The 14,946-nt window shown below is 41.7% G+C and carries 13 protein-coding genes; 3 read left to right on the top strand and 10 right to left on the bottom strand.

The features are described 5' to 3' along the window. Positions 1–43 precede the first annotated feature (43 nt). The 4 genes from IPL35_01185 to IPL35_01170 all read right to left on the bottom strand — a co-directional run bounded on the left by IPL35_01185 (position 44) and on the right by IPL35_01170 (position 1,485). Positions 44–226, bottom strand: a complete 183-nt coding sequence (locus IPL35_01185; GenBank protein ID MBK8442095.1) for a hypothetical protein — start codon at positions 224–226, stop codon at positions 44–46. Positions 227–240: 14 nt separating this feature from the next. Continuing rightward, entirely contained in the window at positions 241–531 is a 291-nt protein-coding gene (locus IPL35_01180) for a hypothetical protein (GenBank protein MBK8442094.1), read from the bottom strand. An 84-nt stretch (positions 532–615) separates the two neighbouring features. Then, a complete protein-coding gene (locus tag IPL35_01175; protein MBK8442093.1) occupies positions 616–924 on the bottom strand; it encodes a hypothetical protein in 309 nt (102 codons plus the stop codon). Positions 925–927: 3 nt separating this feature from the next. Further along, on the bottom strand, positions 928–1,485 hold the full coding sequence (locus IPL35_01170; protein ID MBK8442092.1) for a sigma-70 family RNA polymerase sigma factor: 558 nt from the start codon (positions 1,483–1,485) through the stop codon (positions 928–930). 290 nt (positions 1,486–1,775) lie between these two features. On the opposite strand from IPL35_01170, the gene IPL35_01165 reads away from it, so the two are divergent. Continuing rightward, a complete protein-coding gene (locus IPL35_01165) occupies positions 1,776–2,183 on the top strand; it encodes a transcriptional repressor (protein MBK8442091.1) in 408 nt (135 codons plus the stop codon). A 194-nt stretch (positions 2,184–2,377) separates the two neighbouring features. Next, on the top strand, positions 2,378–7,726 hold the full coding sequence (locus IPL35_01160) for a gliding motility-associated C-terminal domain-containing protein (GenBank protein ID MBK8442090.1): 5,349 nt from the start codon (positions 2,378–2,380) through the stop codon (positions 7,724–7,726). A 76-nt stretch (positions 7,727–7,802) separates the two neighbouring features. On the opposite strand, the gene IPL35_01155 is transcribed toward IPL35_01160, so the two are convergent. Beyond that, a complete protein-coding gene (locus IPL35_01155; GenBank protein MBK8442089.1) occupies positions 7,803–8,639 on the bottom strand; it encodes a GMP synthase in 837 nt (278 codons plus the stop codon). Positions 8,640–8,984: 345 nt separating this feature from the next. On the opposite strand from IPL35_01155, the gene IPL35_01150 reads away from it, so the two are divergent. Further along, on the top strand, positions 8,985–10,082 hold the full coding sequence (locus IPL35_01150; protein MBK8442088.1) for a hypothetical protein: 1,098 nt from the start codon (positions 8,985–8,987) through the stop codon (positions 10,080–10,082). Between the two features lie 6 nt (positions 10,083–10,088). Here the strand turns inward: IPL35_01150 and IPL35_01145 are convergent, their stop codons facing one another. The 5 genes from IPL35_01145 to IPL35_01125 form a co-directional block, all read right to left on the bottom strand. Beyond that, positions 10,089–11,222, bottom strand: a complete 1,134-nt coding sequence (locus IPL35_01145; protein MBK8442087.1) for an acyltransferase — start codon at positions 11,220–11,222, stop codon at positions 10,089–10,091. Positions 11,223–11,530: 308 nt separating this feature from the next. After that, complete coding sequence (locus IPL35_01140) at positions 11,531–12,394, bottom strand: tetratricopeptide repeat protein (GenBank protein MBK8442086.1); 864 nt, start codon at positions 12,392–12,394, stop codon at positions 11,531–11,533. A gap of 142 nt (positions 12,395–12,536) precedes the next feature. Continuing rightward, positions 12,537–12,875, bottom strand: coding sequence for an integration host factor subunit beta (locus IPL35_01135; GenBank protein MBK8442085.1), 339 nt, complete (start codon positions 12,873–12,875; stop codon positions 12,537–12,539). Positions 12,876–12,953: 78 nt separating this feature from the next. Beyond that, positions 12,954–13,832 (bottom strand): sulfotransferase domain-containing protein, encoded by an 879-nt coding sequence (locus IPL35_01130; protein MBK8442084.1) that lies wholly within the window; start codon positions 13,830–13,832, stop codon positions 12,954–12,956. Continuing rightward, positions 13,816–14,946: a glycosyltransferase family 4 protein gene (locus IPL35_01125; protein MBK8442083.1), complete on the bottom strand. Its 1,131-nt coding sequence runs from the start codon at positions 14,944–14,946 to the stop codon at positions 13,816–13,818. Before IPL35_01125 ends, IPL35_01130 begins: the two co-directional genes overlap by 17 nt.

The following is a 14,946-nucleotide window of genomic DNA, read 5'->3' as shown; positions in this document are numbered from 1 at the left end:
ATACAAGACAGCCTTTTTGTTCTGGTAGCTTATTTTATGCAGTTTACTGCGTTGGTGGTATTGCTGGCTGCACCTCATCGGCAGGGTGGTGGTGCTGGCAATGCCCGTATGATGACGAGTGATGATATTTTTTCATATAAGGTGGTTTGCCTACACTCGCAAACAAGGCAGCAATCGTCAGTGCCGCACTCAACAACACGATTAAAAAATTTGATTTACGGTTCATTAGAAACAGTTTTTTTAATATTTACAAGATGATGGATAATTGCTATTGAAGCGGTTGTTCATTTTTTCTTTAAATGATACAAATTCTTCATCACTCATATTTCTGATGTTGTCTGCCATAGCAAAAGGTACAGAAGCCTGCCGCGGGTGTCTGCCAAATCGCTGATACATCATTATTCTGCCCATACCAAAAGGCGTAAAAATGAATTTGAGGAGCAGTACAATAAAGATAAAAGGACCGGTAAAAAACAAAATCGTCCCTAATAAAATACCGCCGATAATAGACTTTATGACATTTTTGTTCATGATTGTGAAATGTTTTAAATTTGTTATATCAGGGAAGACGAATGAGTCGGATTTTTACTTTAAAAATTTTTTAAAAAAATAAAATTATTCGCACCCTGAGCGTTTTTTCCACTCCTGCATCATTTTATTTTTTTCTTCGTCGCTCATATCTAAAAAGCGATTTTGACCTTGCTTTCTGAAAGGAGGGGCGGGTCTGCTGCCAAAACCGAAGTTGCCGAACAATATTCTGCTTAAAACAAATAAACCCATTGCTTGCGGATAAGTGATGCTTTTGATACCGAATATGTCGGTGACAATATTGTTCCATAACAACATAATAACAAGCGGCAATAGCAATAAAATGCTGAGAGGAATAAGAAGGAAAAATTTTTTGGATTTACGATGAGGAATCATAACTTAAGTTTTTAGGAGGTCGTTGTAGAGAGGTTGTAATTTTTTTCTGATATGTTTTACGGCATAACCTTTGCGGCTGATGATGGTTTTGAGGTTTTCGCCCTGCTCGTCGGCTATTTGTTGCAGCGTTTTATCTTCTATTTCGTTGTCAATAAAAACGCGCTTTTGATTTTCAGGTAATTCATCTAATGCCGCCAAAATTTCTTGCCAAAATACATCTTTGAACAGAGCCAACTCGGGGTGGTGGCTGTCGTCTGACAATAAAATATCTTTTATTTCAAAAATGCCGTCCTCATTTTCGTAGGCATAATTTTCGAGGGAGTCGCTGGTTTTTTTGCGATACAAATCCGTGATTTTATTTCTTGAAACTGCATACAACCAAGCACTCATATTTTCTAAATCCTCCAAATTCGTCAGGCGACTCAACTGATACCATACTTCCTGCAAAATATCTTCGGCATCTTCCGGCGTTTTGGTTTTGCCTCTGATAAAAGAAAATAATTGCCGCCCGTATTTTTTTACGGTATCACCAATTGTTGTTGTCTCCGATTTGTTGTTCATTGAAATTGCTGCGTTCATGCACCATAAGACGAAACACCGCGCTTTTTACTTTATTTTAAATTTTATAAAGGAATAAATTTCTATAGATTTTTATAAAAAAACAAAACTGTTTTTAATATTTTTGGAGGGCTGTTCTTGTATAAAGTAAAAAAATAGTTGGAGGAAAAAATTGATTTTCAACATTTTTGGCAATTTAAAGAATATCTTTCATCTTTTATTGTTGTTTTTAGAACTGCCTACTGACAAAAATAGGCTAACTTTGCTCGGGTTTTTATCAAAGTGCTACGGTTATGAACGAAATACAAAAAATATTAAAAACGCATCAATTGCGCCTCACGCCGTGCCGCGAACAAACGCTGGATTTTTTTCTGCAACAACAAATTGCGCTATCGCACGCCGATTTGGAACGTTGGCTTACTGCTTTTGACCGCGTAACGCTGTATCGTACTTTGGAGAGTTTTTTGGAAAAAGGCTTAATTCATCAAGTGCCGGACGACTCCGGTACTACTAAATATGCACTTTGCTCTACACATTGTACCCACCACGCCCACCACGATGAGCATGTTCATTTTCAATGCACACATTGTGGCGAAACCCGTTGCATAGAGCAGGTTGCGATTCCTGATATTCAATTGCCGCAGGGTTTTCGTTTGCAGGAAGCCAAACTGCTCGTAAAAGGTATTTGTAATCGCTGTTAAAAACCTAAAATTGACCTGTAATTGTCGTGCGGTTTCGTTTCTGAAAGATTTTTGTTGAATAATCTGTACAATTTCTCTATATTTGTCTTCGTTTTTGTATCGTTTGTATTTTATCCCTGTGCCATCATTGATGATGGTCGTTGTTTTTACCGCCAAAATTAATTTTTGTCCCGTCATTCAAGAATCGTTTTGCTATGTTTTGTGCCATCAACGGGATTATTCGTTTTAAATATTATTACTTCTTATATTTAGTTCTGTTTTGTTGCAGCAGCCTTTTTCAGTCTGTACAGGCTTGCGACAATTCGGGTTTCTCTATTAATGGCGTGCCTACGCTCAATCCAGACGGCACGGTAAATGTGAGTTTTACGGTAGATATTGGTGTGTGGAGCGATGGTCCCGGCGGCACTGCCGGAGCCAATGGCAATACTTACGGCTTCTTCTTTGAAACCGATGTACCGATTGTATCCGTGTCGCCTACAACATTTACCAATCAGGGCACTACCATCAGTTCTGCAATTTCCGGTATGCGCGTCACTTGGGGGCAGCCTTTTAATTTGAGCGCGCCGATATTTGTTGATATTAATGGTTCTCATCTTACCCTCTCTGCTACGGTGGTGCTGGCTTCGTGGCCTGAGTCGTGGTTTGGCGGCGGCATGGAAGCGGCACAAGGAGGCATCTGTAATACCACACTTACTATGTGCGATGATGCTCCTGCGGGGGTCTGTTATTGTCCCTGCGGCTTTAGCGGACCTAATAACTTACAGCAATTTGAAGGCTCTTTTCCTTTTCCGAATTGTGGTATGCCGCCCAGCGTAACACTTACGATGGATCCATCGCAAATAGCTTGCGAAAATGAGCCTTTGCCACTTACTATTCAGGTAAATGGCGCGGATTATGTACACTGGACGGTGAGCAATCAGCCCGGATTGATGAGCAGCAATACCGCTTTTTTAGATACTCCTTCCAATAGTGTCACCAATCTCGCTCATAATTTTACTTATACCATCACCAACCCCACCACACCCTATTTATCTTCGCTCATTACGGTTTATGCCATCAATGAATGTGGTGCTTCAGCTCCGCAATTTTATAATGTGTTGGTATATAGTAGCTATTATAATTCTGTACAAGTTCCGCTGTGCCCGGGCGAAATTTACACTTATCAGGGCAATCAATATGATCTGTCTGATGTAGGTATTACCCAAAATCTGAACAGTTCAGCAGGTTGCGACTCTACAGTTTTTATTATTTTTGTAGAAAAAAATGCACAAGCCACCGTATTGGATACGGCTTTGTGTGCAGGTGATTTTATGATAGTGCAAGGCGAAATCCTTACACCGGGCACTTATAATCATGCTATTACTTTTACCGGTGATGGTTGTGATTCTACTGTTATTTATAATATATCACCTTTGCCAAACAGTAATCAAAACTTTAACTTTACAGCTTGCGAAGGCGAATATTATACATTTATGGGACATAATATTGCTGCCGGTACTTCGTGGGATACGCTCCTGACTGCCAAAAACGGGTGTGATTCTCTGATACAGGTCGCCGTTGCCGAGCAAGTTGCTTACACTCAAAATATCTCACTCAATACTTGCGAGGGCGAAAATGCAGTGTATAACAATATTCCGTTGAGTGCGGGTAATCATACTTTTAATTTCCAAACGGCGGCGGGCTGCTATTCTGTGGTCAATGTAATGGTCGTGGAATATCCTGCCGATACTACTATTATTGACACAACTTTATGTGGAGGTGGCTCTTTGTGGATAGGCGGGCAGGAAATTATTGCAGGTAATGATGCCACTATCATTTTAAAAAACAAAAATAATTGCGACTCCTTACTTTTAGTTAAAATCACTGCTGCATCTGCTCCTACCGTATATATAGATACCACTATTTGCCAAGGCGATTATATTGTTTTTAATAATATTTCTATAGCATCAGGCAATCATACTTTTACATTTTCTACGCCCGAAGGCTGCGATTCAATAGTAGTAGTGCAGGTAGCAACATTACCAATACATAATATACAAATAGATACAGCCATTTGCAACAGTAGTTTGCAATGGTACGGACAAACTGTTTATACGGGAGAAAGTGCTTCCAAATTATTTACGAATAGCTATGGTTGCGACTCTACCGTCACGCTGCAAGTAAGTGCGCTGCCCAATGCTTATGGCTCGCAAACAGTATCTGCTTGTGCCGGTGATACTTATGAATTTAACGGAGAATCTATAGCTGCCGGTACTTCTAAAATTTTTAATTTGCAGGCTGTTAATGGCTGTGATTCTATTTTTACGCTTACAGTGGCGGAATTGCCCAATAGTAGTGTCTATCAAGAATTGCAATCTTGTGCCGGACAAGGTGTGTGGTTTAATGGTGAATTATTAAATCCCAACAGCACTCAAACTTTTACATTGGTAGCGGCAAACGGCTGCGACTCCCTATTGACGGTATTTGTAGCAGAATTACCTGCTTATGAAAGCGAACAGTCTTTGTCTGTATGCGAAGGCGAAAGCGTAAGTTTTCAGGGCGTTGAATTATTAGGCGGCGACACGCAAGTTTTTCCTTTTGTCGCTTCCAACGGCTGCGACTCGCTCGTGACGGTGACAGTTGTTGAAACAGAAAATTTAAGCGGCACTTTGGAACTCGCCACCTGCGAAGGCGAAAGCGTGAGTTTTCAGGGCGTTGAATTATTTGGCGGCGACACGCAAGTTTTTCCCTTTGTCGCTTCCAACGGTTGCGACTCGCTCGTGACGGTGACGGTTGTTGAGACAGAAAATTTAAGTAGTACCTTAGAACTTGCGACCTGCGAAGGCGAAAGCGTGAGTTTTCAGGGCGTTGAATTATTTGGCGGCGACACGCAAGTTTTTCCCTTTGTCGCTTCCAACGGCTGCGACTCGCTCGTGACGGTGACGGTTGTTGAGACAGAAAATTTAAGCGGCACCTTAGAACTCGCGACCTGCGAAGGCGAAAGCGTGACATTTCAGGGCGTTGAATTATTTGGCGGCGACACACAAGTTTTCCCTTTTGTCGCTTCCAACGGCTGCGACTCGCTCGTGACGGTGACGGTTGTTGAGACAGAAAATTTAAGCGGCACCTTAGAACTCGCGACCTGCGAAGGCGAAAGCGTGACATTTCAGGGCGTTGAATTATCCGGCGGCGACACGCAAGTTTTTCCTTTTGTCGCTTCCAACGGCTGCGACTCGCTCGTGACGGTGACGGTTGTTGAAACAGAAAATTTAAGCGGCATCTTAGAACTCGCGATCTGCGAAGGCGAAAGCGTGACATTTCAAGGACTTGAACTATCCGGCGGTGACACGCAAGTTTTTCCTTTTGTAGCTTCCAACGGCTGCGACTCATTAGTGACGGTGACAGTTGTTGAAACAGAAAATCTGAGCGGCACCTTAGAACTCGCGACCTGCGAAGGCGAAAGCGTGACATTTCAAGGACTTGAACTATCCGGCGGCGACACGCAAGTTTTCCCTTTTGTAGCTTCCAACGGCTGCGACTCGCTCGTGACGGTGACGGTTGTTGAGACAGAAAATTTGAGCGGCATCTTAGAACTCGCGACCTGCGAAGGCGAAAGCGTGAATTTTCAAGGTGTTGAACTATTTGGCGGCGACACGCAAATTTTTCCCTTTGTCGCTTCCAACGGCTGCGACTCGCTCGTGACGGTGACGGTTGTTGAAACAGAAAATTTGAGCGGCACCTTGGAACTCACCACCTGCGAAGGCGAAAGCGTGAATTTTCAAGGTGTTGAACTATTTGGCGGCGACACGCAGGTTTTTCCTTTTGTAGCTTCCAACGGCTGCGACTCGCTCGTGACGGTGACGGTTGTTGAAACAGAAAATTTGAGCGGCACCTTGGAACTCACCACCTGCGAAGGCGAAAGCGTGAATTTTCAAGGTGTTGAACTATTTGGCGGCGACACGCAGGTTTTTCCTTTTGTAGCTTCCAACGGCTGCGACTCATTAGTGACGGTGACGGTTGTTGAGACAGAAAATTTAAGCGGCATCTTAGAACTCGCGACCTGCGAAGGCAAAAGCGTAACATTTCAAGGACTTGAACTATTTGGCGGTGACACGCAAGTTTTTCCTTTTGTAGCTTCCAACGGCTGCGACTCATTAGTGACGGTGACGGTTGTTGAGACAGAAAATTTGAGCGGCACCTTAGAACTCGCGACCTGCGAAGGCAAAAGCGGAACAGTGCAAGGACTTGAACTATTTGGCGGTGACACGCAAGTTTTTCCTTTTGTAGCTTCCAACGGCTGCGACTCATTAGTGACGGTGACGGTTGTTGAGACAGAAAATTTGAGCGGCACCTTAGAACTCGCGACCTGCGAAGGCGAAAGCGTGAATTTTCAGGGCGTTGAATTATTTGGCGGCGACACGCAGGTTTTTCCTTTTGTAGCTTCCAACGGCTGCGACTCGCTCGTGACGGTGACGGTGACATCTTTTTCGCTTGCCGCCACTACTATTGATACCAGCATTTGTATAAATGACGAAATATTTATTGGTAATAAGCTATATCACGCCGGAGATAGCGATACTTTGTATTTAAGTACGAGTGCCGCTTGTGATTCCTTGGTGTATATTCATATCAATGCGGCTTTAAATGTTATTCAATACGCCGATACCGCCATTTGCGAAAACACTACTTTGTTGTATAATAATATAACATATCAAATCGGCGATACTATTTCTGTTGCACAAGGTATTACATTGCAGGGCTGTGATTCACTGACCCGCTTCCGAATCGTCGCTTTGCCTTTGCCGGAATTTGATAGTTCTGTGGAAATACCGCAATGTTTTGGCGATAACAATGCCTCCATCTCAATAGATGTTTTCAATGGAACGCCACCTTATTTATATAGTTTGAATAATGCCGATTGGGTAAGTTCGTCTATATTTGAAAATTTAACGGCGGGAACTTATCATTTAGAGGTAGAAGATGCTCAGGGCTGCCGTAGTATTGCCGATATTACGATTGAAGAGCCGGAAGAAATTTGGCTGAATATAGGAGGAGATGCCACCATACAATTGGGTGAAACGTGGCAGTTTTCGCCGCAAACCAATGCTTCCAATGCTGTATATCAATGGCAGGAGTCGCCGTTTTTGAGTTGTAACGATTGTGCTGCTCCCTTGGTTATCCCCACCGAAACGGCTGAATACTTTTTAACCGTCAGCAATGAAAACGGCTGCTTTACACAAGACAGTGCCGTGGTGGTAGTACACGAGGCTGTGGCAGGGCAATTATATGTTCCCACCGCATTTTCACCCAATTCTGATGGAAATAATGATATATTGTTGCCTTTGGTCAATGGTGCGGTAGATTTAATCAGTTTTTCAATCTTTGACCGTTGGGGTAATCTTATGTTTGAAAGCAATGACCTTACACAAGGTTGGGACGGTACTTATCAGGAAAAATCTTGTGAAATGGAAGTATATATATGGTGGATACGCTACAGCATCACCGATGAAACGGGTACACCGCAAACACTTACACAACAGGGCAATGTGACACTAATCAAATAAAAAAAGAGGCTTTTGCTCAGAAAAACCTCTTTTTTGTGTTATGTTGCCGGAAAAACATTTCCTTTTTTATTACAAATTATACCAAAGCACCTTGCTGCACCTGAATAACTATATCCAAAAAATTGGGTAAAATGGTATTGTGTGTAAGAACAATTTTGTCGGGATCGTCCAAGTGGTCGATGGTATCCAAGTATTTTTTCAAACCGTGCTGCTCAATCACCAATTGTTTTTTGTCTTCACGTTTTAAATAATGGAGCATACCTTCGGGGTCAGCTTCGGGGTGAAATTGTGTGCCGATGATGGCATCATCGAAGCGCATAGACATGACACAACGCTCCAAATCTATGTGTGGGCGTTCTTTTTCAAGGGCTAAAATCGTAGCTCCCATGCTATCCATCTGCTCTTGATTGGGTTGTACCACCTGCCAATCTCTGGAATCCACCACATAAATGGGGTCGGCGAGATTATCAAAAATAGGTTCCATTTTTCCATAATTACTCAGATGCACCGGAAATACACCAAAAGACGTAGAACGGCGTTTGCATACCGTACCCAAACCGTAGTAGCGGCAAAAAAGCTGGAAGGAATGGCAAATCAAAAAAACATATTTTTTGCGATCGGGGGCTTGTACCAAATTATAAGCACGAATGGAATCAACGAGATTAAAATAGCGTTTTTCCCATTCGCTGCCTTCGCTGTCAATGGGGCTGCCCGGACCGCCAGTAGATATGTATATATCATAGCTCAAATCTGCTATTTCTTCGCTGCCGCGCACATCAAATACATCAAATAATACTTTGATGTTGCGTTTTTCGGCATAATCGTGAAGAATTTGTTTAATACAGCGCATACCTTCATTGGGTACATTATCGTACATATCTAAAATGGCAACGCGTGTGGTAGGTTTATACATATAAAAATTGTATCTGTGTGTGTATGGCTAAAAAAAATTATTGAAAGAAATACATCAAAAAAATGATAAAACACTTTCTATAATAAATTATTGACAGTACACAACAAAAATCAGGCTAATATTGTTGTGCATGAACCTGCAAAGGTAAGTGTAATTTTTGATTATGATATAATTTAGTTGTTTCATTTATTTAAAATAACAATGATTATTGAGATAATATTTTTGCGATATTTTTTTATTTTTCAAATTTAAAAGTATGTAAAAAGAGCTTATTTGTCGGTTTTTTAGAACACTTTTTTGATTAAAAAAACAAAGTTGTCCGATTTCAAATTATTTGTCCCCATGATGTACGGTTATCAGTTTGCGGCTTATCAGGAAGCAGTGAAGGTGGGTTCGGTTTTTGACCAACTGCTGGAATTATTTAAAGAATTATTGGTTCATACTTCGGGTGATGCGGCGGAGGCTTTGTCGTGGCTCACGGAATTAGACCGTCAGTATCGCATCAGCACCTCCGGCTACGGTATGGGCGATTTTATTGAGGATTTGAAAAAAAACGGCTACTTGCAGGAAAATAATGAGACGGGGCTGTTCCAAATTACGTCAAAAACGGAGGCTTCCATCAGGCGGCAATCTTTGGAGCATATTTTTGGTAAAATGAAGAAAGGACGGCGCGGCGGACACAAAAGCACTTTCAGCGGGCAGGGCGACGAAATCAATCCTGAGCGACGACCTTATCAGTTTGGCGATACGCTGGAGCAAATAGCCATGAGCGACTCGCTGCGCAATGCGCAGATTCGGCAAGGAATGGAGCATTTTTATTTGGAAGAAAGCGATTTGGAAGTACAGGAAAATGATTTTAAAACGCAAAGTTCGGTGGTGTTGATGATAGATATTTCGCACTCGATGATATTGTACGGCGAAGACCGCATCACGCCCGCCAAACAGGTGGCAATGGCTCTTGCCGAATATATGCGCCTCACTTATCCCAAAGATACTTTGGATATTTTGGTGTTCGGAAATGATGCGTGGCAGATAGCAGTGAAAGATTTACCGTATTTGCAAGTGGGACCTTACCATACCAACACGGTGGCGGGTTTGGAGTTGGCGATAAATCTATTGCAACGCCGCAAAAACCCCAACAAACATATTTTTATGATTACGGACGGTAAACCTACCTGCCTGAAAGAAGGCAACCGTTATTATAAAAACAGTTTTGGTTTGGATTCCAAAATTTTGAATAAATGTTATACGTTGGCAGCTCATTGCCGCAAACTTCGTATTCCTGTCACTACTTTTATGATAGCTCAAGACAGTTATTTACAGGAATTTGTACAAGAATTCACCGAAATCAATCAAGGGAAAGCCTTTTACAGCGATTTGCAAGGTTTGGGTTCTTATATTTTTGAGGATTACAGCCGCAACAAACGCCGCCGTGTGCGCTGAAAATATTTATACCAAATGGCTGAATTTGTTTTTAAGGCGTAAAAAATAGCTTTCAAAATAATAATACGAAATAAAAGCAGCCAGCACACTCAGTGCAAGAGCCAGCAAGGGGAATGCAAAATTGAACAACAATACAGGAAATGGTAAAAATGTAGCAACTTTACCTACGAGGCGCAGTGCGATATGGCAAAAAATGGGGTGCATTACATAAATACCGTAAGAAACCTTGCCTAATTCGCGGAGTTGGCGGTTTTCTAAAGATAAAATGCTATTTTCGAGGGTGGCGGTGAGGATAAGATATGCGAATAAAATACCCGAAAAACAATTAATCCATACATTATTGTAAAAAATATTGTCTACTCCAAAAACTGCCGCCGCATATAGCATAATCGTAATAATAACAGCAATTTGCAGGGGTTTTTGTTGTAAAAAATTGAATATTTTGGGGATATGTGCGCGTTTGTGCAGTGCGTAAGCGGCGATGGCTCCGTAGGCGAACATATCAAAGCGGCACAAAGTAAAATAATACGAAGCCATATTCCAGGCGTGATGCTCCTCGCCCCAAATCATCACTAAGCGCGATGCAAAACCAATGCTGATAATCACTGCCATCAGCACCCAGAAATTGCGCCACAATTGTCGCCAGCACCAGGGCCACAGCAAATAAAAATGCTCCTCAATACACACCGACCACAATATTTCCATAATGCCTCGATTATAGGGCATAAATATCAATTGGAGGTTGATGCCAAAGAAAAGTAAAAATAGAAAATTTTGTCCTATATCATTCATATTGATTTCAGCAATACCGAATATTTGCAGCACAAAAGGAGCTAAAACCGTACCGAGCAAACCCCAAGCAAAATAAAGTGGCCAGATGCGTAAAATACGCCGTATAATGAAATCTTTAATGGATAGCCGACCTGTTTTTTCTATCTCTTTCAGCATCAGGTAAGTGATTAAAAAACCACTCAACACAAAAAACAAGCCCACACCAAATCCGCCCAAATAACGAAATTTTTCATAAAAAAAACTGGTAGTCCCGTTATATTCTTTCAAAAACAGCACACAATGTTGTAATAATACCATCAGTGCTGCTATAAAGCGCAATCCGTCTAAGTTTTTAAGATAGGGTTTCATATAGCGGGTTCAAAAACGACCAATATGATAAACGAAACACAAATTACTTTTCAAATAAGTAAAAAGTATTGTTGTTAAATAAAAATATACATACGATAAGATATAAAAAAAGAGTGCCCGAAGGCACCCTATATGCATGTAATGATGGTATTATCGTATCATTTTACCATTATAAAAAATAACCACTAATGAAATTATGGTTTATTTTTTCTTTTTATGACGGTTTTTTCTGAGGCGTTTTTTACGCTTGTGCGTAGCAATTTTATGTCTTTTTCTTTTTTTACCGCAAGGCATAATGTTGAATAATTTTACTTGTTATTAAATAATGTTTTAATATAATTGTCTAATTCTTTATCAAAGGCGGGGTCTTTTATCAAGGCTCTGCATTTTTCAAAAGCCGCCATTGCCTCTTCGCGCCTGCCCAATTTGGCGAAAGTATCGCCCAAATAATAGTACGCCTCCGAGTTGTTGGCATCGCCGCCGATAGCCGTTTGAAAGCGAAGCAGGGCTTTATCCATTTGCCCCGACATAATCGCCAATCTGCCCAACACCAAATTAGCTCGCACATTCATAGAGTCTTTTTCTACTACTTCGCGCAATTTGAGTACACCGGGCATCACGGCATTTTTGCCTTCAATCAAACAGAGTGCAAAATTAATCTTGTTTTCTGAATTTTCAGGCTCTAAATCCAAAGATTTTTCAAAAGATTGTAGTGCCATGTCCACCAAAGCGGGGCGTGTAGTGCTGTCGCCTTGCAATGTGAAAGCATCGTAGGCAGCTTTGCCCGCTTGTGTGTGCGTGTGTGCCGAAGGGTATTGTTGTGCAATTTGTTGTTCGTAATAAGCAGAGGCAGCCAAATTTTTTTGTCCGTACCAAAAACGTTGTAAACGACGCAGGGCGGTGCTGTCTTTGGTTTCGTTGCTTACTGCTTGTAACAAAGGTTTCAGGGTATCTTGCACAGGTGCTGTCAATTGCGATTTCCAGGTTTCCAGCAAATCGGTTATTTGCATACCTGTATCGGTATTTTCCTGTTGTTGTTTTGCTGCTCTGTTATTGGCGAGCATTTCCGCTTTCGCCATCTCTATGGGCATTTTGCGGCTGCCGAGCAAATAAGTGAGCAATAACAAAACTGCACAAATGCTAATCCAGATAATTTGAGTACGATTTAACACTATTTGATACAAAAATGAAATTCAGGGGCTAAGATACACAAAAAAATAGCCTGTTTCAAGGAAATTTTTGTTTTTTTCCTTAAAACAGGTCATTTCATTGGTAATTCTACACCATCTCTTTTCTCAAAAGTCGCCTCTTTTTTTATTCGGTGGCTTTTGCAGAGCTGGATTTTTTAGAAGCATTCTTCGGTTTGATGATCGAATTTTTCTTCTTTACAACCTCTGTGAAGGTTTTTGCTGGCTTAAAGGAAGGTATATAATGCTCAGGAATTTCAACAGCTACATTTTTTTTGATGTTTCTGCCTAATTTACGGGCGCGTTTTTTAGTAACAAAACTGCCAAAACCTCGAATATAAACGTTGTCGCCTCTACTCAAAGCCTCTTTGGTTTCTTTAAAAAACGCTTCTACCGATACCAATACATCTACTTTGGCCAAAACGGTTTTTTCAGCGATAATAGAAATTAAATCCGCCTTTCTCATGATAAAAATTGAAATAGGGTTAGTTAAAAGGTTAAATAAATTTAAGCGTATAATTTGGTTTTATGTCTTAACATGATTTTAAGATATTATCACCTTTTTTTCATCTATATCGGCGGAAAAATAAGGTTGCAGATACTCAATGGTTCTTGTATCAAGCGTATCTTTTTTGGTACTTTTTTGGGCATTGAGGTGGTCGCGTATCCATTCGGCGGCGGGGGCAATGCCGCTTTTGCGCAAAAACGGCAATATGAAATGAAGATTGCGGCGATGCAAAAAATGTCTTACGCTGTCAATACTGCGGTTGAGTGCCTTGAAGCGCGGTGTTTTGGTTTCGTTGGATTTTTGGCTAATAACAGGCGGATAATATTCGTCAAGTTCTAAAAAATCCAATATTTTTTTATAAAATAGTTGTGCATCGGCTTTCATATCTTCATAAAAAAACACACCGATTTGCGATTTTGGAAACAGTGTATAATAGCGGCTCAAATGTTCGGCATAGAGTCCGTGTTTTAAAAATGAAGGCTGTCGCTGCACGGCTTTCTCAAAGGGCGGATACTGCACATGGTGGCGGTGACGATTGTAGTTGTAGTGCGAAAAAGCCCGTTCCAAAGGCTGTCGCAATACTGCCAGCAGTTTAATATTCGGATTATATTGATAAATGGCTTGCGCAGCCGCTGCATCGCTCAAATACGGATTGCAGATTTCGCCGCATCGCTGTTGTGCTTGAGCTTCATCAAAAAAAGCCTGATACCACGAAAGCGGTTTTTTATTCCACACATTTTCTACTACTTCTTCATATTCTTCGTTGAGGCGGTTGAAATAAAAAAGTTCTTTTTTTGCGGGAATAAATACTTGCGGGTGCTGGCGCAGGGCATCGGCGAGCCAGGTAGTGCCGGCTTTGGCAGCACCAATGCCTATAAAATCTAAACGAAAATCGGCATTATGAGAGGCTTTCAAGTAGCTCATGCAGTTTTTGGGTTTGTACTGAAATATCGTGGTGTTGTTCAACAAAAGTGCGTGCGCCTTCTTGCATAAGTTTCAAATCATTCTCATTTTGTAAAGCTGCCGACAGTTCATTCTTCATTTGTTCAAAATTTCCGCCAAAATGTCTGCCGCCGCTGTAAGTATCTATGAGATGTGCATAATTGAGGCGATACGAAAAAACGGCAACTCCGCAGGCAGCCGCTTCGAGTACCGTCATCGGCCAGTCGCCTTCCAAATCGGAGGTAAGACAAAAAATGCGGCTTTCCTGCAGCAAACCCACCACGGCGGTATTTTCCATGCGTTCGTAAAAAACGAGATTGTGCAGCGATTGTGCTTTTTGACGCACCTGCTCAAAATAAATAACTTGGTCGGTGGCGGGCGGGCATACCATTGCAAAGCGGTATTGTGGCAGCGCGGCACAGAGTTGCAAAAATATTTCGGGGTTTTTCCATGCCTCACAACGCCCCACCCACACAGCATCGTATTGTGCCGGCGGGCGCAACGATAAAGCGGGTAATATCAAGCCTTTTTTCAGTATTGCCAAAGGCAGATTTGGATATTTCTTTTTCAGACAATCATATTCATATTCGTTCTGTACGATGGTCAAATGCGCCCAACGATATACCAATTTTGCCATAAAACCACCTGTTTTTTTATTAAAAACGGGGTGTGTGCCATCGGCTTCGGCATCGTGTGCTACCATAAAAACCATTTTTTTTCCGTTTTTTCTGCAATAGCCGGCAATGATACCGGAAAAAGGACTCAAAGTGCGTTGTATATACACTTGTGCGTTGATTTGACGGAATGCTTTGAAAAAAGCCGTTATTTGTTTTGGTAGGGCATCATCAAAACAAATAGATTTCCATAAAGTAACGCCCTCGCGCACTTCGGTGGCGGCTTGTCCGTAGTCGGCAACCATAGCGTGTACCTGCGCGGGCGGATATTGCTTCGCCCATTGCTTGGCGAGCAGGCTCATTTGTACTTCTGCGCCCCCAAAAGTAACCCGCACCGCCGGATTGAAAAGCGGGTAGGATTTGGGGGAAATGAAGCAAATTCGTTGGAATTTCATAATTAATTCGGCAGACAA

The sequence above is a fragment of the Sphingobacteriales bacterium genome, assembly GCA_016711285.1.
In the GTDB taxonomy this organism is placed as follows: domain Bacteria; phylum Bacteroidota; class Bacteroidia; order Chitinophagales; family UBA2359; genus JADJTG01.
This window is presented reverse-complemented; position numbering and strand designations above follow the sequence as displayed.

Excerpts from the sequence above, each read along its gene's own strand:
- IPL35_01180 (MBK8442094.1), bottom strand. The coding sequence starts at position 531 with ATGAACAAAAATGTCATAAAGTCTATTATCGGCGGTATTTTATTAGGG.
- IPL35_01155 (MBK8442089.1), bottom strand. The coding sequence starts at position 8,639 with ATGTATAAACCTACCACACGCGTTGCCATTTTAGATATGTACGATAAT.
- IPL35_01165 (MBK8442091.1), top strand. The coding sequence starts at position 1,776 with ATGAACGAAATACAAAAAATATTAAAAACGCATCAATTGCGCCTCACG.
- IPL35_01185 (MBK8442095.1), bottom strand. The coding sequence starts at position 226 with ATGAACCGTAAATCAAATTTTTTAATCGTGTTGTTGAGTGCGGCACTG.
- IPL35_01175 (MBK8442093.1), bottom strand. The coding sequence starts at position 924 with ATGATTCCTCATCGTAAATCCAAAAAATTTTTCCTTCTTATTCCTCTC.
- IPL35_01170 (MBK8442092.1), bottom strand. The coding sequence starts at position 1,485 with ATGAACAACAAATCGGAGACAACAACAATTGGTGATACCGTAAAAAAA.
- IPL35_01150 (MBK8442088.1), top strand. The coding sequence starts at position 8,985 with ATGTACGGTTATCAGTTTGCGGCTTATCAGGAAGCAGTGAAGGTGGGT.
- IPL35_01135 (MBK8442085.1), bottom strand. The coding sequence starts at position 12,875 with ATGAGAAAGGCGGATTTAATTTCTATTATCGCTGAAAAAACCGTTTTG.
- IPL35_01145 (MBK8442087.1), bottom strand. The coding sequence starts at position 11,222 with ATGAAACCCTATCTTAAAAACTTAGACGGATTGCGCTTTATAGCAGCA.
- IPL35_01160 (MBK8442090.1), top strand. The coding sequence starts at position 2,378 with ATGTTTTGTGCCATCAACGGGATTATTCGTTTTAAATATTATTACTTC.